Source organism: Solibacillus sp. FSL K6-1554, from assembly GCF_038005185.1.
GTDB classification, from domain to species: domain Bacteria; phylum Bacillota; class Bacilli; order Bacillales_A; family Planococcaceae; genus Solibacillus; species Solibacillus silvestris.
Genome location: NZ_JBBOSS010000001.1, coordinates 316,561 through 336,808 on the forward strand (window position 1 = coordinate 316,561; position 20,248 = coordinate 336,808).

At 39.8% G+C, this 20,248-nt stretch carries 18 protein-coding genes; 9 read left to right on the forward strand and 9 right to left on the reverse strand.

Translation table 11 applies throughout. The annotated features are described in order from the left end of the window. The first annotated feature begins 104 nt into the window (after positions 1–104). From pilM to MHB58_RS01590, 4 genes are read left to right on the forward strand one after another with little or no spacing between them, the layout of a single operon-like run. Positions 105–1,082, forward strand: coding sequence for a type IV pilus biogenesis protein PilM (pilM, locus tag MHB58_RS01575; protein WP_340734548.1), 978 nt, complete (start codon positions 105–107; stop codon positions 1,080–1,082). After that, entirely contained in the window at positions 1,079–1,669 is a 591-nt protein-coding gene (locus tag MHB58_RS01580; RefSeq protein ID WP_340734549.1) for a PilN domain-containing protein, read from the forward strand. The genes pilM and MHB58_RS01580 overlap by 4 nt, the downstream gene beginning before the upstream one ends. Then, positions 1,669–2,376 carry a potassium transporter gene (locus MHB58_RS01585; protein ID WP_340734550.1) on the forward strand — a complete coding sequence of 236 codons (708 nt, stop codon included), beginning with the start codon at positions 1,669–1,671 and terminating at the stop codon, positions 2,374–2,376. The genes MHB58_RS01580 and MHB58_RS01585 overlap by 1 nt, the downstream gene beginning before the upstream one ends. A gap of 47 nt (positions 2,377–2,423) precedes the next feature. Beyond that, complete coding sequence (locus MHB58_RS01590; RefSeq protein WP_340734551.1) at positions 2,424–3,176, forward strand: prepilin peptidase; 753 nt, start codon at positions 2,424–2,426, stop codon at positions 3,174–3,176. 53 nt (positions 3,177–3,229) lie between these two features. On the opposite strand, the gene MHB58_RS01595 is transcribed toward MHB58_RS01590, so the two are convergent. From MHB58_RS01595 to MHB58_RS01635, 9 genes are all read right to left on the reverse strand, one after another. Further along, positions 3,230–3,454, reverse strand: a complete 225-nt coding sequence (locus MHB58_RS01595; RefSeq protein ID WP_008406175.1) for a hypothetical protein — start codon at positions 3,452–3,454, stop codon at positions 3,230–3,232. Positions 3,455–3,539: 85 nt separating this feature from the next. Next, positions 3,540–4,931: a class II fumarate hydratase gene (gene fumC / locus MHB58_RS01600; RefSeq protein ID WP_008406176.1), complete on the reverse strand. Its 1,392-nt coding sequence runs from the start codon at positions 4,929–4,931 to the stop codon at positions 3,540–3,542. Positions 4,932–5,301: 370 nt separating this feature from the next. Then, positions 5,302–5,613, reverse strand: a complete 312-nt coding sequence (locus MHB58_RS01605; RefSeq protein ID WP_008406178.1) for a hypothetical protein — start codon at positions 5,611–5,613, stop codon at positions 5,302–5,304. A 106-nt stretch (positions 5,614–5,719) separates the two neighbouring features. Then, positions 5,720–6,280, reverse strand: coding sequence for a DUF1273 domain-containing protein (locus tag MHB58_RS01610; RefSeq protein ID WP_340734552.1), 561 nt, complete (start codon positions 6,278–6,280; stop codon positions 5,720–5,722). Between the two features lie 71 nt (positions 6,281–6,351). Next, positions 6,352–7,554, reverse strand: coding sequence for an ornithine--oxo-acid transaminase (locus MHB58_RS01615; protein WP_340734553.1), 1,203 nt, complete (start codon positions 7,552–7,554; stop codon positions 6,352–6,354). Positions 7,555–7,620: 66 nt separating this feature from the next. Further along, entirely contained in the window at positions 7,621–8,784 is a 1,164-nt protein-coding gene (locus tag MHB58_RS01620; protein WP_014824922.1) for an MFS transporter, read from the reverse strand. A 111-nt stretch (positions 8,785–8,895) separates the two neighbouring features. Next, a complete protein-coding gene (locus MHB58_RS01625) occupies positions 8,896–9,729 on the reverse strand; it encodes a MerR family transcriptional regulator (protein WP_008406183.1) in 834 nt (277 codons plus the stop codon). Between the two features lie 119 nt (positions 9,730–9,848). After that, positions 9,849–11,033, reverse strand: coding sequence for a YbfB/YjiJ family MFS transporter (locus tag MHB58_RS01630; RefSeq protein WP_340734554.1), 1,185 nt, complete (start codon positions 11,031–11,033; stop codon positions 9,849–9,851). Between the two features lie 147 nt (positions 11,034–11,180). Next, positions 11,181–12,455 carry an L-lactate MFS transporter gene (locus tag MHB58_RS01635; protein ID WP_008406185.1) on the reverse strand — a complete coding sequence of 425 codons (1,275 nt, stop codon included), beginning with the start codon at positions 12,453–12,455 and terminating at the stop codon, positions 11,181–11,183. An 808-nt stretch (positions 12,456–13,263) separates the two neighbouring features. Here MHB58_RS01635 and MHB58_RS01640 point away from each other — a divergent pair. From MHB58_RS01640 to MHB58_RS01660, 5 genes are all read left to right on the forward strand, one after another. Continuing rightward, a complete protein-coding gene (locus MHB58_RS01640; protein WP_008406186.1) occupies positions 13,264–13,875 on the forward strand; it encodes a flavin reductase family protein in 612 nt (203 codons plus the stop codon). Positions 13,876–14,120: 245 nt separating this feature from the next. Next, entirely contained in the window at positions 14,121–15,230 is a 1,110-nt protein-coding gene (locus tag MHB58_RS01645) for a mandelate racemase/muconate lactonizing enzyme family protein (RefSeq protein ID WP_065217562.1), read from the forward strand. Next, positions 15,231–15,908: a benzoate transporter gene (locus MHB58_RS01650; RefSeq protein WP_014824919.1), complete on the forward strand. Its 678-nt coding sequence runs from the start codon at positions 15,231–15,233 to the stop codon at positions 15,906–15,908. It abuts the gene before it with no gap. Positions 15,909–16,380: 472 nt separating this feature from the next. After that, entirely contained in the window at positions 16,381–16,563 is a 183-nt protein-coding gene (locus MHB58_RS01655; protein ID WP_014824918.1) for a hypothetical protein, read from the forward strand. Between the two features lie 165 nt (positions 16,564–16,728). Continuing rightward, positions 16,729–19,860 (forward strand): BTAD domain-containing putative transcriptional regulator, encoded by a 3,132-nt coding sequence (locus MHB58_RS01660; RefSeq protein ID WP_340734555.1) that lies wholly within the window; start codon positions 16,729–16,731, stop codon positions 19,858–19,860. Positions 19,861–20,248: the final 388 nt, after the last annotated feature.

The window sequence follows — 20,248 nt, forward strand, 5'->3', positions numbered from 1 at the left end:
ACCCAACAGCGTTTGGGTGTTCCATTGAGTGATGATTGCGCCATGTTGAAAAGGTGCTTCTCAAAACAGGCATTACATCAAAGGTTAAAGGGGAGGGTCCCTCTATGTTCAATATGAAAAGAAAATCGCATGTATCCATTGTCATCAATGACTATGTAATGCGTGCACTTGTACTAAAAGGAGCTACAGTGGATCAGCCCGTTATTTTTGAAACGCCCTTACCTAAAACTGCGGTCCAGGAAGGGTCCATTAGCGATGAGATGGCGATGTATGAATTAATAAAAGAGAATGTCCAAAACTGGGGCGGGAGAAAGCAAAACGTGCGCTTTCTTGTACCGGATACATCGATACTGTTAAAAACATTCGAACATCCTGCTGAGATCAATGGCAAAAACCTGAAAGAATTTGTGCAAATGGAGATTGGTCAGTCGATTCATCTGCCGTTTCAGGAACCGCTGATTGATGTACATGACCCGATCGAAGGGGACGGGAAAGCTGTATTGTTTGCTGCACCGCCGGATGAAGTAGGGAAGATGATAGGTCTGCTGCTGGACAACTATTTGAATCCGCAAACAGCTGATATTCGGGCGTTATGCAATTTACGCTTGCTTGAACATATCCAGTTTATCGATACGAACCGTACATATTTAGTGACAGACTGGTCAATCAATGAATTGTCAATTTGCATCTATTCAAACGGGGAAGTAGAGTTTCTGAGATTCCAGACGATTGATACTGATCCGGATAACTGGCAGCAAAATATTGCCGAAAATGACGAAGTCGAATTTAACTATACTGCTGATTTAGATGATTTCCGTGCAGCAACGACTGATCAGGTGCTGGAAATCGACCGTATGATGAACTTCTTTAAATTTTCGCTCCATAAAGGAGAAAGAGAAGTTGATGAAATCGTCGTTATGGGAGATCATCCGTTACTACATTCAATTGAGGCACTGCTGAATGAAAATCTGCCGACACCGGTAAGCATTGTCGATGATAAGGTAATCAACGAGTATTTTCCAAACTGCAAAGCAAAGCATGCGACTTTGCTGGGACTTGCTTTAAAGGAGGTTAACGAATGATTCCGGATATTAACCTTCTTCCCAAAATTGAAAAGGGTGCGACGAGTTTAAAGTTAGCCTTTATCTTAGTTGGAATTTTATCGGTATTGACTATAGGGTTATTGGCTATCACTTATTTCAGTGCGAGAAGCGAAATTTCAAGTGCCATTCCTGAACGTGATTCCTTAATACTGACAAGAGACGCATTAAATGCGGAATTAGCTTCAGCACAAACAGGGAGTCAAGGTTCATTGGAAGAATCGGTTGCATTTGTTGAACGTGTTTCATATCCCGTCTCGCCGATTATCATCGAGACGAGAAATTTATTGCCGACAGATACATATTTGCGTTCTTATGCCTTTTCTGAGAAAGGCGTACAAGTAGCAGTGGATTTCGAAACATTAAATGCTATTTCAGTATATGTAAGTCAGCTGGAAAAAAGTTCGTACTTTGATGATGTACAAGTAGGGACAATCCAAAACTTTGAACTCAACCCTACTGGTGAAGAGGTCAATGATACACAACAATTTACGGAAGTACCTCGATATAGCGTGGAGATTTTCCTCGTAATCGACCAATTGCATGTAGCTGCTGGAGGTGAAGAGTAATGAATTCTATCTCAAGTAGTAAAAACGGTACACTCCTCATTGTTATTGCATTGGCAATGGCTTTGCTCTTTGCAATGTATTACTATGTCGTCAAACCGAAACAGGATGAGGAACAGATGATTCGTTCTGAAATTAACAGTCTTCATACAGAAATCGCTGCAATTGAGGAAACAATTGCAACAAATCAGTCAGAGCAATCTCAAACGAATGTAAATGAATTTGTATTACGCAAAAAAGTGCCTGATAACCGGGAAATTGATGAGCTGATTTTATCGATAGAGGAAATGCAGTATCTAACAGATTCACGTATTCAAAGTATTGATTTCAACAACTATGATGCCCTCGTATCTAGTTCCGGGCTTCAAGACCCGCTTTCTACACCGGAGTCAGAAGAAGGGGGAGTAACTGAATCAACAGAGAGTACTGATCAAACGGAGGATACGGAGGCTTCAGAACAATTGCCTGTTTCCACAATCGCTGTAGAAACATTACCGCCTTCACTGAAGTTAGTTACATTTAACATCAATGTTGCTGCACAAAATGACGTAAACTTGCTGCATTTCATTGAAGAAATTGAAAAAAAAGAACGCGTGATGCGAATCGATATAATTGATTTCGCACTTCCGGGTGAAGAAGATAAAATTACCGAAGCAGCATCAGAAATCGTAACAGCCGATATTCAAATCACAACATTCTACTACGAATAAGAGATTTATTTAGATTTATAGCAGGTACAAGTAAGGAGCGTTATAAAATGGAGATTATGTATACAATATTTGCGGGGATTTTTGGATTGGTTTTCGGTTCGTTCTACAATGTAGTCGGGTTACGGGTTCCGAAAAAAGAGTCGATTGTGACACCGCCATCTCACTGTGTCCATTGCAATCGACGTTTAAGCGCTATTGAACTCGTGCCTGTTTTTTCGTACATATTTTTACGAGGGAAATGCCGGACTTGCGATGTGAAAGTGTCGCCGATTTACGCATTTACGGAACTAGTAACGGGACTCTTATTTGCGTTTGCTACATGGCAGCTCGGCATCACATGGGAATTGGCAGTAGCGCTTCTTTTCATTTCATTATTAGTCATCATTAATGTTTCGGATATTGCGTATATGCTTATTCCGGACAAAATCTTACTGTTTTTCCTGCCGCTATTGATTGTCGTAAGAATTCTTTCACCGCTTGATCCGTGGTGGGATAGTATAATCGGTGCTGCAATCGGATTTTCAATCTTATTATTAATCGCGGTCATTTCTAAAGGTGGAATGGGCGGCGGGGACATTAAGCTGTTTTTACTGATCGGATTAGTATTAGGAACGTTCAATACGTTACTAACATTATTTTTAGCTTCAGTAATCGGGATGATCGTCGGCATCATCATATTGAAGGCCCGTGGAAAAGGGCGAAAAACACCTGTACCATTCGGACCATCGATTGCCATTGCCGCCATCATCGTTTACTTTTACGGTGACCAGCTTATTGAGATGTATTTAAACTTACTATAACGATAAAAAGGGGTGTCCTGAATTCATTTTCAAGGCATCCCTTTTAATATGACTTAATAATCTAATATGATTTTCTCAAATGGATGATTGGTCAATAGTTCATATGTTGCCACTTCTACCGCTTTTTCCACGGTATCTGCTAAAACTAATATCCGGTAGTTGCCAAAATCATTATAATAGGCATCTGCTTCAACGTATTTAGTCGTTTCGCTCTGTATATTTCTGCGAATATTTACAACGATTTCATAACCATCCTTTACAAATTGAATTTTTTTCAATAAAAACAACCTCCTCAACATTAGTTTATTACTGATAAAAGTAATTGACTAAACTTGTTGGAAGGTTGTGTAGGATAGCTAAAAATTATTCGGCGTTTGGATAAATCATCGTTTTTGGATCAACATAACGGTCAAATTCATCTTCTGTTAAAAGCCCCGATGCAATAGCAGCTTCTTTTAATGTTGTGCCTTCTTTATGTGCTGTTTTCGCAATTTTCGCCGCATTTTCATAACCGATATACGGGTTTAACGCAGTAACAAGCATCAACGAATTTTTCAGGTTAGCGTCCAATACTTCCATATTCGGCTCGATCCCGACTGCGCAATTGTCGTTGAATGATTTCATCGAATCGGCAAGTAGTCGTGCTGATTGCAGGAAGTTGTAAATGATTACCGGTTTAAATACGTTCAGTTCGAAATTACCTTGTGATGCTGCGAAAGCGATTGTTGCGTCATTGCCGACAACCTGAGTTACGACCATTGTCATCGCTTCACTTTGTGTCGGGTTGACTTTGCCCGGCATAATAGATGAGCCTGGCTCGTTTTCAGGAATCGTAATCTCACCGATACCTGAGCGTGGACCACTTGCCAGCCAGCGTACATCATTGGCGATTTTCATTAAATCTGCAGCCAATGCCTTTAATGCACCGTGTGCTGTCACGACTTCATCATGACTTGTCAGTGCATGGAATTTATTTTCCGCAGATGTAAATTCAATGCCTGTTAGTTTACTGATTTCTGCAGCTGTGCGGGCACCGAATTCCGGATGGGCATTAATGCCTGTACCAACAGCAGTACCGCCAATTGCAAGCTCCTTCATGAACTGTGTGTTCACCATAATCATTTTTTCGCATTTTAACAGCATATGATGCCAGCCGCCAATTTCCTGTCCAAGTGTAAGTGGTGTTGCATCTTGTAAATGCGTACGGCCAATTTTAATAATATCGTTGAATGCCAGCGCTTTTTCTTTTAATGTCGCCTGTAACAGCTTTAAGCGCGGCATTAGATAGTTTTCTACGATTTCGACTGCAGCAATATGTAGCGCAGTAGGGAATGTATCATTCGAGCTTTGTGACTTGTTGACATCATCATTCGGGTGTACCTTTTCATCCGATCCGGCCGCCGCCAGCTTTTCATTGGCTAAGTGGGCAATTGTCTCGTTCACATTCATATTTGTCTGTGTACCACTGCCTGTTTGCCAGACGACAAGAGGGAAGTGCTCATCCCATTTACCCGCAAGAATTTCATCTGCTGCTTCCACAATCACATTTTTTTTCGTATCGGACAGTTTGCCTAACTTATTATTGGCGATTGCCGCTGCTTTTTTCAAAATGGTCATGGCACGAATAATTTCAATCGGCATTCTTTCTGTCCCAATTTGGAAATTTTCCTTGCTTCGCTGGGTTTGTGCACCCCAAATTTTGTCTGCTGGTACACGAATTTCACCTAAAGTGTCTTTTTCAATACGGAATTCCAACTAAATCATCTCCTTTAATATATGTATACCCAATTTTCCATTAAAAAATGGCAAATCGTGTGAGGGGATTTGCCATTCTTCCAGGAGAAAAGATCAATCCTTTTAATCTTTTCGAAATATGAGAAAAGTAATTAATGAGTTTCGAATCTGAACTGGGGGGAACAGTATCGAAAAGGTTTTACCAACCTTACAATGATAATGATAATCTTTATCAATTATAAAGTCAATAGTTTTATTAAACAAATTTTTAGAAAATTCAATTTGCTGAATCTCCCAATATGTAAAACAACGCCGAAAGCACCGAACCGATAGGGTACTTTAGACGTTGTTATTTTCGGTATTCACTTAGGAAGTCATCCCCTTAATTTTGTTAGACTATTTTTACATAAAAATCCCGGCCATTTGTCAGTTCAGGAATTTCTATATTTTTTTCGTTCTTATAATAGTCTGAAATAATATTAGCAAGCCCCGCATAGCCATTTAATAATGTTCCTTGTTTAATTTCTTTCGCGATATTATGGAACTCAAAATAATGAAGTGCATCATCGCTCAGCCCATATAAAATTCTTTCGATATCTGCAAGAGGAATGTTGATGCCTCTCGTATATCGGCACTCACGCTTATACGTATGGTGCGGTATATTGATTGGTGTTGTTTCATTAATCATCGTCAATTGGTTCATAATGTGGCCTCCTTTAATAGTAAAATATAATTTGTTTAATATATTATACCCCAAAACGAACAACTGTAGTCAGAATATTTACTAAATTTAGATATTTACATAATCTTTACCAATCATCTCCTTGCTGCATTTCCTCAGCTACCATTTGTAAATCATAAGCATTGATCATCAATAGCTCGTATTCCTCATACTGCTCCATATACTTTTGGATGAGGCGAAGCACATACTTTGGGGACCCTTCATTTTCTTCATCGTAGACGAGCAATGTCGCATCTGTATTATCGATAATGAATTTGTCCTTTTCGATAAATTGCCATGGTGCTTCATAAGGGCGCTTCGTCACGCTTGTCACAAAATCGGCCTTACTTACTATATGCATAAAGGTCTCTTGTTTATGCTCATTCCAATTTTTTTCCTGTTCCAAGAAGGGGGTGATAATGGAGTATTTGAGTTGAGGGTAGTCGTTTTTCAGTTCCAGTACAACTTGTGCTGCCCATGTTTCAACACCTTGCTGGCCGCTGATCACGACCCACTCAAGTCCGTCTTCTATGAGGATGCGCAACTGGTTTTCCAGCGCCTTTTTAATAACCGGGACACCGGGATGCTTGTCATTGAATATCCCGAGTTCATGTGGACGGTAGCCCGTAATATAAAGTGATTTCATCATAAGTCTCCTTTGCCTAACCATCAATAAAATAAGGGCACTATGCATAACACAGCGCCCTCTTACTATACACTCTATTCACTAAAAACCGCTTTAATCTGCTCGAGTGCCCAATCCAGATCTTCTTTTGAAATGATCAGCGGTGGGGCAAATCGGATTACTGTGTCATGTGTTTCCTTGCAAAGCAATTTGCGTTCAGACAATTTTTCACAGTAAGGGCGAGCTGATTCGTGAAGCTCAACGCCTATGAAAAGACCGCGCCCGCGCACTTCTTTAATCACCGGGTTCTCAATTGTCTGAAGCTGTGCTTTAAAGTAGTCGCCAAGCTCCAATGAACGCTCTGTCAGCTTTTCATCTAGTAATACATCAATCGCTGCAATCGATACGGCACAGGCAAGCGGGTTACCGCCGAAAGTCGAGCCATGTGATCCTGGATTGAACACGCCAAGAATATCATCATTCGCGACAACTGCTGAAATCGGATAAACTCCGCCTCCAAGCGCTTTACCTAAAATGTAGACGTCCGGTGTAACATCTTCCCATTCACAGGCAAACAGTTTTCCTGTTCGTGATAAACCTGTTTGGATTTCATCTGCAATAAACAGAACATTGTTTTCTTTACATAGTTCATACGCTGCTTTTAAGAAGCCTTCTGTCGGGATGATAATACCTGCTTCTCCCTGAATCGGCTCCACGATAAATGCCACTGTATTCGGTGTAATGGCTTCCTTTAATGCGTCAATATCACCGTAAGGAATTAATGTAAAGCCTTCAAGCATTGGGCCAAATCCGCGCTTATACTCCGCTTCCGAGGATAGCGACACAGCACCCATTGTACGTCCGTGGAAATTGCCGTTACAACCGATAATTTGCGCCTTGTTTGCTTCAATGCCTTTTACTTCATATCCCCAGCGACGGGCCGTTTTAATCGCCGTCTCCACAGCCTCAGCCCCTGTATTCATCGGCAGTACCATATTTTTGCCTGTTAGCTTACTGACCTTTTCATACCAAACACCTAATGTCGCACTATGGAATGCACGTGACGTAAGTGTCACCGCATCTGCCTGATCTTTTAACGCCTGAATAATTTTCGGATGGCGATGACCCTGGTTTAAAGCAGAATACGCCGAGAGCATATCTAAATAACGGTTGCCTTCAGGGTCTGTCACCCAGGAGCCTTCTGCTTTTTCGATTACGATCGGAAGTGGGTGATAATTGTGCGCCCCGAATTTTTCCGTAGTTGAAATAAGTTGTTCTGATTTTGATTTAGTTGTCATGATGAAATCCTCCTTAAGCAAATTTACTTGTAAAACAGATAAATCCATTGCAAAAGACAGAAAAAATTACATATACGATGCAGGTTTCTTCCAAATTAATGTTAACAGAATACCGAAGAAGATGACAACCGTTGCAAAGTAATATGGATAGTTAATATCTATATCGAATAACATCCCGCCTAAAATCGGCCCGAAAATATTCGCCAAACTTGTAAACATCGAGTTCATCCCGCCGACGAAACCTTGCTCATTGCCGGCAATTTTAGATAAATAGCTCGTAACGGCAGGACGGAATAAGTCAAAGCCGACAAATACGATACATGTTACGAGTAAAATAGCAAAATATGAACTGACAACGGTCATTAAAAATACTAGAACGCCCGATAATATTAAGCTGTAGCGAATAAGCTTAATTTCTCCCCATTTTTGCGCCAGCCTGTCAAACAGCGCAACTTGTGCAATTGCACCGACAATTGCTCCACCTGTAATAACGATTGCGATATCTGTTGGAGTGAAACTGAATTTATGATCGACAAACAGGCTAAAGAACGATTCGAATGCTGCGAGTCCAAATGATGCGACAAAAATTAAAATAAAGGCGATCAAGTACATTGGTTCTAAAATACGTTTAAATCCGGATGTTTGTACCGGTGCATTTTCTACATTTACCATATTGCGTTCTGGTTCACGCAGTAAAATAATAGATAAGATTGCTGCCGTTGTACCGAGCGCCCCTGCAAAGTAGAACGGCACACGTGTACCGAAATCAGCTAAAAATCCGCCGATGCCAGGCCCGATAATGAAACCGGTACTAATTGCCGCACTCATGTAGCCAAGCGCTTTTGGACGCGTTTCCATTGTTGTAATATCCGCGATAAACGCTGTTACAGCTGGCATGATAAACGCCGCACTGATTCCGCCTAAAACACGGGAGATAAAAAGAACTTCTATCGTTTTCCCTAAACCGAACAGAAATTCTGAAATACCGAAAATAAATAATCCGATGACGATCATAATTTTACGTCCATATTTATCAACTGCTTTACCAGCGAGTGGTGAAACAATCAGTTGTGCAATTGCGAATGCTGCTGTTAAATAGCCGACAACGGTGCCGCTTATTTGCAGTTCATTCATTAGAGTAGGAAGTACCGGGATGACTAAACCGATTCCTAGAAAGGCGATGAACAGGTTTAATAAGAGTAACCCTAATGTTATTTTATAGTCTTTCATTGTTATTGCTCCTTATTACGTTGTGAAAAATCGTTAATCCGCACTATCTAACATAAACCCTACAGTAGCTATAGAGTCAATAGAACTGTTTAAAGTATTTGTAAAAATTAGTTAGAGCAGCTTAACTTTTAATTCCACGATGAACTGGTCTTCTCCATTTGGAGAATAGTTTAGAGGCATAAAAATTTCATAGACGACCGGCAAAACTTGTAATTGATGTTCTTCTATATAATGATAAAGTTTTTGGTATTGTGTTAAATACGTGTCCGGTTCAAAAATGAACGCAATGCATACATAGCGTCCAGCAGGTATTGTTTTCACATCCATATCGGTTGTTAAATGCGTAATATACCGGTCTGTAATGAGCGGTGTAAAAACATGACTGTAATGCAGTTCATCCAGGCTGTCGTATTGCTGGTATGGAAAAATACACCCATACCGATTGCTCAGCAAGCTGTTTTCGACTTCCAGTGTTTTAATTAAGGAGCTGTAGTACGTGTTTGGAATATAGTACGGTGTCAGTTCATTTGTTTTAATTGATAAAATACGGACCGATTCTTCATTTTTGAAATAGACCGTATCCATTACATCGATTGCCAGCTGTTCTTCCATTTGCCTTTTTGTTTTATATAAAGACTGCTGAATTTCGTACATGCGATTCATTTGCTGTTCAATGACACTTTCCTGCTGCTTCAAAAAGGAGAGAAGTTCAGCAGGGGTAAACTGCTGCGCTGCTTTAATTTCCTCCAATGAGACACCGATATACTTCAATGATTTAATAATATCCAAATGATAAAATTGTGAGTCTTTATAGTAGCGGTAATTTGTTTTAGGATCGACATAGGAAGGTTTGAATAAGCCGATCTGATCGTAGTAGCGTAACGTTTGAATAGAGATATTCGTCAGTTTGGAAACCTCGCCAATTGAATAATGTTTTTCTTCCATAGGATGTCCTCCGAAGTACAATGTTATCGGTATCGTAACATTAATGGGGGATAGGGGTAAATTATTTTGGAAAACCGAAAAAATCACATCTCCATAATTTTATGAGATGTGATTGAGGTTCAATATTTTATATCCGCAGCTAAATGAACAGGGCTTTTCCTGCTGTAGAAATACCCGACGAGTAACAGTGCAAGCGCGAGTGTAACGGTACCTCCTGCAAACAGCAGGGGGGCTTTAAACGTGCGGAAGTGAGTTTCCAGACGGGACGCAATAACCGGTCCGATAATTTGTCCAATCGCATAAAACGTAGTCAGTATTGATACGATATAGTTGCTTTGCTTTGGAAACAGCTGCCTAGCATAAGCGGTCGACATCGTTACGAGTCCCACAAACGTAAAACCAAATGACATCGCCGACAATAGTACGCTCCATGCCGATTGCGATAGAACCGGAAGCAAAATGCCGATAATTTGCATTGAATAGGCAAGACTCATCATGGAAACTGTTGAAAAACGGGACATGCATTTCATCCAAATCGGTGCAGATGGAATGGCTGCTAAACCGGCTAGTACCCAACTATATCCGGCATAGGCTCGTAATGATTCGATATTATAAATGATGTCTACTAAAAAAGTGCCTGTAATAATATAGCCGAGTCCTTCCAATCCATATGCAATGATCAACCATGGCATAAACCCGCGCCAAATGTTGTTGTCTGCGGACTTTGGTTCCTTTATGTGATTCTTGACATTTAAATTTCGCCATAAAAATATCGTCGTCGCCAAAAATAAGACGGATAATGCGCCAAGTCCAAGCCAGGAACCTTGCCAGTTAAAGCTTGCTTCAAAGAATGGCACGAAAAGTCCTGATAACGCGATTCCAAATCCAACCCCGCTAAACAAGTAGCCGCTCCAGCGTGTTAATAAATTTGCCGCTAAATAATCCATTACAATACTTGATGTAAGTACAAATATAAAACCGCTCGTTAATCCGGCGATAAAGCGCAAAAGTATCCATATTAAATAGGACTCAATCAATCCCATCAAAAGTATTGAAAAGACATTTATGAATACGTTCAATAATAGAAAATTCTTTTTCGACCGATTAACAAACCCTGCCCCTAAAGCTCCGATGAAGTATCCGATATAATTGCTGGAAGCGAGCCAACCGCCTTGTGTAAAAGATAAATTTTCATCAACACGCATGAACGGTAAAATCGGCGTGAAGGCAAAGCGGCTAATCCCCATTGCAACCGCTAAAAATAAAATACCTCCTAAAATGATACTGAAATGTTGACGGTTCATGAACATCCCCCCTTGAAAAACATCCCTTACAGTAATTGTAACATTCTTAAATTCAAGAGTAATAGAGAAAATACCCGCAGAAATAAGAGAAAAAAGAAAAGAGATGAACCGAAAGTCGATACTTCCGTTTCATCTCTATAGAACCCCTTATGAATGAACAGGTTCTCCCTGTTTCCCTTTGTGTTTTGTACTTGCTTCTTCTTTTGCACGTTGTTTTTTCATTTTGTTGACATTCGAGCGCATTAATAAAGAAATTCCTAATGAAATTGCAATTAAGAAACTGAATAAGTAAAACAATGGTACATAGCTATTTGCAGCTTCATAAACAGTTGATGCGATTAGTGGACCGAAAATCCCACCAAGTGACCAAGTTGTTAATAAATATCCGTGGATAACACCAAGTTGTTTCGTACCGAATAAATCACTTGCAAATGCTGGTAAATTCGAGAAACCACCGCCATAACAACTAACTACTAAGAATATGAACAATTGTAATAGAATGGCGTTAGTAGTGAATGGTAGTGTAATAAAGGCAATTAATTGAATCGTGAAGAAAATAACGAATACGTTAGAACGTCCGATATAATCTGATCCAGCTGCCCAAAGTAAGCGGCCACCACCATTAAATAAGCCCATTAATCCAACCATTGCTGCAGCTGCAGCTACAGATAAACCTGCAATTTCCTGCGCCATTGGAGAAGCAACAGAAATCAACATTAAACCAGATGTAACATTAATTAAATGCATTGCCCAAAGCATCCAGAACTGCTTTGTACGAACAGCTTCACGAGCAGACATTTGTGCAATTTCAGTTGTTTTTGCTTTTCCTGATGCAACAGCTTCTTCTACTTCGCCCGGTTTAGGCGGAGCGATATAAAGTGCACCGATCATCATTAATACAAAATAGCTAATTCCTAAAATAAAGTAAGTGTTTGAAATACCGAAAGACTCCATTAAGTTTACAGCTACCGGCGCGGTAATTAATGCACCAGACCCGAATCCTAATACTGCCATACCTGTCGCCAGACCGCGACGATTCGGGAACCATTTAACAAGTGTAGATACTGGAGCGATATAACCAATACCCATCCCTAGACCACTTAACAGTCCGTAAGTCAACCAATATAAAACAACCGAATCCATAGCGATTGCAATCCCTGCGCCACCTTGACCTAAACCGAATAGTACCGCTGCAACCATCGCTGCTCTTTTCGGACCTAATTTTTCTACTGTACTACCAAATAGTGCGGCAGCAAAACCTGCTAACCCCATCATAATTGTAAACGCGATTGTAATTTGCGATGCATCCCACCCAAGCTCTTCAGCAATTGGATTTTTATACACGCTATATGCATAAGCTCCACCGATTGAAAGGTGAATAGCGATTGCTGATGCAGCAATTAACCAACGATTCTTTTTCAAAAAATTTCCCCCTCACACGAAAATAAATATCGGTTATACGACATTTCTCTACTTGAAGTAGTTATGTCTAAAGTATGAACGTCCATGTACATTAACTTAACATTAACTTATTATGTTGTGCAAGTAGAATTTCACAAAATATATTATCTCGAAAAAACATATATTTCTCTTTTGGGTAATAAAATTGTACTTAAGGCAATTATTTTTTGATGGTAAAAATGCGCTTTAACGTTGATAAATCAAGGTTTTGCCGGTGGTGAAGTATTAGTTTAATATAGCAATATGTTAAGGGTAGGATAACATTGTAAACTGTAATAAATTCTATTTAAATAACTAAAAATACTTAGTTGTGCAAATAATTTCTCTTAAACGTTCGAAATGGATTAATAGAAAATACTTTTGAACTCATAATATAACAGTTACTAATACACATAAAAGAACTCATAAATAGCTTTATGCACTGATAAATCAACGTTTTTGCTAAAGTTTTTAATCTAAATAGCCCTGTTTTTATACTTTCCTTATAGAATGGCGAAACTGTTTATAACAGTTAGTTGAATAGGAAATTTTTGAAGTTTCGCTGAAGAATTTTGATTGAAAAAGAAAAATATCTAGGAGGAGGTAGAGGGATTTTGTTTCTATAACCTTGAAAAAGCCTATTAAAACGGCCTTTAAATCACACAAAATATGGAACGAATTAAATATGTATAAAAGTATTTGTCCTAAATTAAAATGCAGAAAAACTATTTGACGTGTTGCAATCAGTTCTCTAAAGTCAAATTAGTGATAAGAAAAGAGGCGAGTTTTTATGAAGAAAATTGATCCAAAACAAATATCAGAACGTGAAAATTATAAATTTCTGATAGGTTCCATTATTCCAAGACCAATTGCCTTTGTTACATCGATATCTGAAGATGGGGTTGTAAACGCGGCGCCATTTAGTTTTTTCAATATCGTTTCTTCAAATCCTCCGATGATTTCGGTAAGTATCCAACGGAAAAAAGGGGAGCCAAAAGATACAGCAAGAAATATTCGTGCAAAAGAGCAATTTGTTGTCCATATTGTTGATACTGAAAATGTAGAACAAGTAAATAAAACAGCTGCAAACTTGCCACCGGATGAAAGTGAGATAGCAGTTGCAGGTCTGTCATTAGTAAAGAGTGAAAAAATCGATGTTCCGGGTGTAAAGGAAGCGAAAGTCCGACTGGAATGTGTCCTTGAAAAAGCGCTGGAACTTGGCGGCGATGATGAAAATGCAGGTTGTGACCTGATCGTCGGAAAAGTCGTTTACTATCATATAGAAGAAAGTCTGTACGAGGATGGTCGAATTGATCCAAAAGGTCTTGGTGCAATTAGCCGTCTTGCGGGAAATGACTATGCAAAAATCGGTGAGCAATTTACAATCGAGCGCCCGCTTTAAATAAAGTGAAACTTCGATCAGTGGGATTTTTCATCTCCACTGATTGGAAGGAATACAAGCTTAAACCGTCACGTCCTGTGACAACGCTTGTGTGACCAACATCATGTTGGCCCGAACCAATTGGGCTTTTACGGGTAGTTGATCTCCCGTCAAGATGTGGGAGTCTTGCCTCTGCCGCTACGCTAAGCTTTCGAGGCAGATAAATTACTATCCGTTAATGCGGGATAAAGGAGAAAAATCAAATGATACAAATTAAAACAATTGAATTATTTAATATCGAATTACCATTAATTGAACCATTTATCGTGAGCTACGGGACATATCCGAACATGCCGTCTATTATTGTAAAGATAACATCACAATGCGGTTTAGTCGGATGGGGCGAAGCAGTGCCGGACGAACATGTGACGGGTGAAACACTGGAAGGTACTTACGCTGTATTGAAACATACATTAGCACCGGCAATGATCGGGGAAAACCCGATGAACTTTGAAAAAATCCATGCCAAAATGGACGCGCTCATCTACAGTGCACCGGCTGCGAAAGCGGCAATTGATATCGCTTGCTTTGATTTGGCGGGGAAAAAACTTGGTGTACCTGCCTATCAATTGACTGGCGGTCGTTATTATGAAAAGTTCCCGATTACACATGTATTAAGCATCGGAACACCTGAAAAGATGGCAAATGAAGCGGCAGAACGTGTAGAAATGGGATACAACTCATTCAAAATGAAAGTCGGACGCGATGTAGCGAGTGATGTTGCCCGCATAAAAGCAGTGCGTGAACGTGTTGGAAAGGAAATTGCGATTCGTGTTGATGTCAACCAAGGCTGGGTAAACAGTTCAACAACGATGCAAGCAGTTCGTGAACTGGAACAATTGAATATCGACTGGCTGGAACAACCGGTACGTGCCGATGATATTGATGGCATGGTTGAAATTAAATCTAAAACATCAATTCCTGTCATGATTGATGAAGGTTTACGCGGTGTGCGTGAAATGCGCGAAATTATTGCAAAGCGTGCAGCGGACAAGGTAAATATTAAATTGATGAAATGCGGGGGAATGTATCCTGCAATGAAGCTAGCACATATGGCGGAAATGGCAGGGATTGAATGCCAAATCGGTTCAATGGTCGAGTCTTCGGTCGGTTCGGCGGCAGGTTTCCATGTTGCCTTTTCAAATAAAGTATTTACGAGTGTGGAATTAACTGGACCGTTAAAATTCTCAAAAGATATCGGAAACCTTCAATATAATGTCCCGTATATTCAGTTGAATGAACGTGCAGGTTTAGGTGTCGATGTTGACGAAGCGGTTTTAGCGGAATTAACACGTGACCATTGTGTGGTGCAGTAAATGATTGCGACAGGATTTTTAGGGAATGAACGATATGTCGTGCAGGTATTGAACGAAACACATATTCCGGAGTTAACCGTTTTGCAGCAGGAAGTGGTCGACGCGCTCCCGAACAAAGCAATATTGCAGCCACTCGATAATGAAGAATTGAGCTTTATTTTAAGTGGGAACGGACTTATGATCGGGGTGTTCGTTGAAGGGAAATTAATCGCTTTTCGAGCACTGCTGGAGCCAATGATTGATGAAGAACATTTAGGCTATGATATTGGTTTGAAAACTGAGAAGGAACTGCGAAAAGTGCTTTATCAGGAAATCTCCAATGTTCATCCGGATTATCGGGGTCATGGCCTGCAGCGTACAATGGCTGAAATCATTATGCAGCAAGTGGATGAATCGAAGTTTCATACCGTTTGTGCAACGGTTATGCCGGGCAATATTGCGAGCTTAAAGGATAAGTTTTCTCAACATATGCATATTGCAGCATTGAAACTGAAGTATGGCGGGAAATTGCGTTATGTATTTATGAAGTCACTTCCTTATAAAGAACATAAGTGGACTGAAGAGCAATTTGTCCCAATGGATAATACGGAGGCACAGCAGCAACTTCTAAAATCAGGCTTTATCGGTATATCGATGAGAGCGGATGGGCCGGACTGGCTTATTCAATATGTAAAATAATAAAGGATGTGGCGATAATCAGTTATTCGCCACATCCTTTATCGATTTAATCCCGTCCATGTCGTTTGAATACTCCTTTAAATATCATTATCGTCAAAGCAGTCTAGATCATAGCAATCACTGTTATCTTCGTATAGGTAAGATACGTCATTCTCGTCGGATGCAATGTAAGTATAGTTTGGCATGTGTATCAGCTCCTTTTCATAATTATAAAATATTCAGAAAATTAAGTAAAGTACTTTTTTAAGGCACATGACCTTAGAAAAATAGCGGTAAATACTGATAAATCTATATTTACAGGCATTGGTTTCGCTTTCATTTCTCTAAAATGACTATTTATTAACATGGTTTTCATACAGTTTTTCATACATAAATAGCTGAGTGGTTTACTCGTATATCTCATAGCGGTAACATTATTTGAAACTTTCTTTAATGACGAGTAGTACATATTAAAAGAGAGGAAGTGATTTTGATGGAGAAAAAACCGTTCAATGATGCCGATGAGCATTATCAAAAGCATGTGGGTACCCCTAGTTCTTATAATATGAAGCAAATGCCTAAACCTATTCGAATAATTGGCTATTTTTTCTTCGGTTTTATGGCAATCGCAGCTACTTTAATAATTGTATTAATTCTTTTGGACAAAATTCTCTAGTTTGGCATAGAGGATTTTTTCTTTTCTTAAATAGTGATAATATTCAACATGAATTATTAATATACTATATATTAGTCGTGTTTTATATAAATCCTGTATTTTAAAGAATAATTTTCTGCTTTATGATAATATATTTGTAAATTAATTCTAAATGGGGTGGAAAGCATGGAGCAACATATTTTTGTTTCGAAACTGATACCTCCAACACCAGTCAATAACTATTTAAGAAGAGCAAAATTAATGAAAAAGCTTTCGGATTGGCCGCATGCAAAGTGTACCATTTTACATAGTAGCGCAGGTTATGGGAAAACATCGCTTATGAGTCAATTTTTAAATGATCAAAAAACAAAATCCTCCTGGTATCAGATTACGCCGGATGATGACTCAATATTTCCGTTTTTGCGTCATTTTATCTATAGTATTCAACAGCATTTCCCATCGTTCGGCGATAAATTAAAAGGATGGGATGAGACGTTAAAGTTTCACAATATGGAAGAATTACTGCAGCTTTCAAAACAAATTGCAAATGAGCTGCACGATATAAAAGAGCCTTTCTTAATTGTGTTGGACGACTATCACCATGTGTCACATGTATTTCCGATCAACTACATTATGAATCAGCTGCTTCAATTTTTGCCTGCCAACCTTCATATCATTGTCGCCACGAGAAAAATGCCTGAGTGGAGCTGTTTGTTGACGCTTCGCATGAATAATCAGCTGATAGAATGTTTAGAACCAGAATTTACTTTTGCAGAAGAAGATGTTCAATATTTATTTGAAGCATTTTTTGACCGGCAACTAACGGATGAACAAAGCGAATTTATTATGCAAATGACGGAAGGCTGGGCAATGGCGATCATGCTGCTTGGCTATAAAGCGAAATATAGTCAGGAACAGCTCATCGATATAGCAGAAGGTTCGGTCGGGAATTTTTTTGCATATCTTTCCGCGGAAGTATTAGATAAGCTGGATAATCAACTGCGGCTTCAGCTTTTAAAGCTGGGCATCCATCAAGTGATTTCCCTTGATGTTATTACGGAACTATACGGAGTGGAATGGATCCAGCAAGTAAAGCCGAAGTTGGATGAGCTTGCGTTCATCACGCCATTGGCAGGAGGAACAAAATACCGGTTCCATGCACTGTTCCAACAGTTTCTACAGCAGCGGCTGAGCGAATACTATCCGGATCTGCATGAGGAATCTCATGAACAGGCAGCCCGGTATTATGCCAATCAAAATTTGGGTGTATTAGCTGTTACCCATGCAACCCAGCTGAAAAATAACCGGTACTATATCGAGTTACTGTTGCAATTTTCACCGCAGTTTATTGAGGCAGGGCAATTTGAATTTTTACTGGAACGGCTCAAAGACTTTGCGATGGAAGAGAAACCGTATCAGCTTCTGTATTTTGAAGGGGAATGCCAGCGTTACCGTGCACAATATGAACGGGCAAAAAATGCGTACAATGAATGCTTTATAAAAGCGCAGCTGCAGCAGGACCGGTTATTTTTAATGCGCTCACAGTTTGGGCTTGCTAATATTTATTTGGATACCCTCCAGCCTGTTTTTGCGGAACATCATCTGCAGCAGGCAATTAGTTTATTGAACGAAGTAGATGTGAGTGATACAGAACGTCATCTTATTAATAGTTTATATACCGAAAATCTAATTAATTTAGGGAAAGCGGGGGAGGCACTGCGCTGGAGCCAATCGCAAAACCTGGAGTTAAGCATTAATAATATTGATGCGCGTCTTTATTTGCGCCACGGTCAGCTGGAAAAAGCGAAAGAGCTGCTGAATGCGCGTGTGTCAAAACCGTTTCAATGGGAAGAAGCGCACCGCACGACCGATTTACTGCTCGTCTTGATCGATGTGTTAATGGGTGAGAATACGCAGGCATATAGCCGAATTATTGAGGGTGGAAAAGAAGCGCTCGTTGATATGCCGTATACACTTGCCCTGACAAAGCTACGTAAAGGGCTGGCGCTACTTAACATGGAGATGAAAGATTTTGAACGTGCAAAAGGCTGTTTTGATGAGACGCTTGATCTCCTCAATCTTATTCACGTAAAGCGTATTACTGCCGAGTGTTATATGGGACTAATTTTATATCACCGCGATAATGTGTATGAGGCGAAGCGCCATGCACAAATTGGACTGAGGGAAACGAATAAAGTTCAGGATTTCTGGATGTCGGCGTTACTGTTGACGGCGTTGACAAAAGTTCTGGCAGAAAACAGCCATTTTGAAGAAGCGGTCGATACTGCAAAACAGGCATTATCCTATTATGAGCGCAGTGAGGATACGTACGGTCAGATGATATGTTTCTTTTGGCTGACGTATTGTTTTGCTAATTTAAATAATCAGCAAGATGCGTTAACATATTATCGTCGTTTTTGGGATTTATGTGTGAATGATTATCCGTTTTTTATGGAGAAGAAAACCCTATTCGGACCGCGTTATTTAATTGTATTTGTTCAACTCGCGAAACAGCTGCAGCAGGAGATGCTCGTATTTAACCAGCTAAATATAAATGCCGCACCAAGTACGGAGCTATCATTGACGTTATTTGGTCCTGTACAAGTCTATCGTGAGCATGAAATGATTCAAGATAAAGAGTGGAAGCGTTTGAAAGCGAAGGAACTATTTTTCTATTTATATATTCATCGCGAGCAGTTTGTATCACGCCAGCAAATTTGCGACGCGATCTGGCAGCAGGATGAGGAAGCGATGCAACGGGATTTTAAAGTTGTTTTTAACGCGATGTTAAAAACGTTGGAGCCGAAAAGATCGGCACGTGAGGAAAGCAATTTTATTAAACGCCATCAGCATTTATATAAATTGGAAGACCGCTGGATTCATAGTGATGTTGCTTATTTTACGTATTATGTCCAGCGCGGACTTGAAGAAAAGACAGCAAAGCTTTCAAATGAATGGCTGAAGCTGGCGATGCGTCTTGTAGATGGACCATTTTGTTCTGACATGGAACGGGATTGGCTGGAACCTTTTCAGGCGCATTACAATGAAAAAATCTTGCTCATTTTGGAACGGGTCGCACAAAATTACATTCGGCTGCAGCAGTTTGAAAAGGTGATTCGGTGGGCAGACCGAATTATTGCTCTTGATGACGGTCATGAAGAAGGCTACCGGCTGTTGATGCTTGCCCATTACTATTTAGGGAACCGCCGGGAAGCGATCAAACATTATGAGCGCTGTGTAGATGTGCTGGATGACCAATATAAAATTACCCCGATGGAACCGACCGAGCGACTGTATGAGCTTGTATTGAAAATGTGAATAGATTGATTGAGCGCTATGTTGAAGATGTATTTCAGCATAGCTTTTTTTATTGGAGTACATTGAGGGCTGAAGAGCGTTTTTATTAGAACAAATGAGTGAGTTATTAGAGGAAGTTATTGCTTTATTAGAACAAATGGGGCGGATATTAGAAGTTGGTTGAAATTGAACTGAAAAGAGGAATGGATTGCCGGTAGTTGGGGTGGAAAAAAGTTTTGACGTAATTTTATTAGAACAATTGAACTGCTTATTAGAAGAAGTCGGTGTGATATTAGAAGATTAAGAACCTTTATTAGCTCAATGCGCAGTGATATTAGAACAACTGGTCTTCTGTCAATATTTCGGACACGCGTTAAGAGACTTTTTTGCTACCGCCCTTCGGTTGCTC

Excerpts from the sequence above, each read along its gene's own strand:
- pilM (WP_340734548.1), top strand. The coding sequence starts at position 105 with ATGTTCAATATGAAAAGAAAATCGCATGTATCCATTGTCATCAATGAC.
- MHB58_RS01580 (WP_340734549.1), top strand. The coding sequence starts at position 1,079 with ATGATTCCGGATATTAACCTTCTTCCCAAAATTGAAAAGGGTGCGACG.
- MHB58_RS01585 (WP_340734550.1), top strand. The coding sequence starts at position 1,669 with ATGAATTCTATCTCAAGTAGTAAAAACGGTACACTCCTCATTGTTATT.
- MHB58_RS01590 (WP_340734551.1), top strand. The coding sequence starts at position 2,424 with ATGGAGATTATGTATACAATATTTGCGGGGATTTTTGGATTGGTTTTC.
- MHB58_RS01605 (WP_008406178.1), bottom strand. The coding sequence starts at position 5,613 with ATGAACCAATTGACGATGATTAATGAAACAACACCAATCAATATACCG.
- MHB58_RS01610 (WP_340734552.1), bottom strand. The coding sequence starts at position 6,280 with ATGATGAAATCACTTTATATTACGGGCTACCGTCCACATGAACTCGGG.
- MHB58_RS01615 (WP_340734553.1), bottom strand. The coding sequence starts at position 7,554 with ATGACAACTAAATCAAAATCAGAACAACTTATTTCAACTACGGAAAAA.
- MHB58_RS01620 (WP_014824922.1), bottom strand. The coding sequence starts at position 8,784 with ATGAAAGACTATAAAATAACATTAGGGTTACTCTTATTAAACCTGTTC.
- MHB58_RS01625 (WP_008406183.1), bottom strand. The coding sequence starts at position 9,729 with ATGGAAGAAAAACATTATTCAATTGGCGAGGTTTCCAAACTGACGAAT.
- MHB58_RS01630 (WP_340734554.1), bottom strand. The coding sequence starts at position 11,033 with ATGAACCGTCAACATTTCAGTATCATTTTAGGAGGTATTTTATTTTTA.
- MHB58_RS01640 (WP_008406186.1), top strand. The coding sequence starts at position 13,264 with ATGAAGAAAATTGATCCAAAACAAATATCAGAACGTGAAAATTATAAA.
- MHB58_RS01650 (WP_014824919.1), top strand. The coding sequence starts at position 15,231 with ATGATTGCGACAGGATTTTTAGGGAATGAACGATATGTCGTGCAGGTA.
- MHB58_RS01655 (WP_014824918.1), top strand. The coding sequence starts at position 16,381 with ATGGAGAAAAAACCGTTCAATGATGCCGATGAGCATTATCAAAAGCAT.
- MHB58_RS01660 (WP_340734555.1), top strand. The coding sequence starts at position 16,729 with ATGGAGCAACATATTTTTGTTTCGAAACTGATACCTCCAACACCAGTC.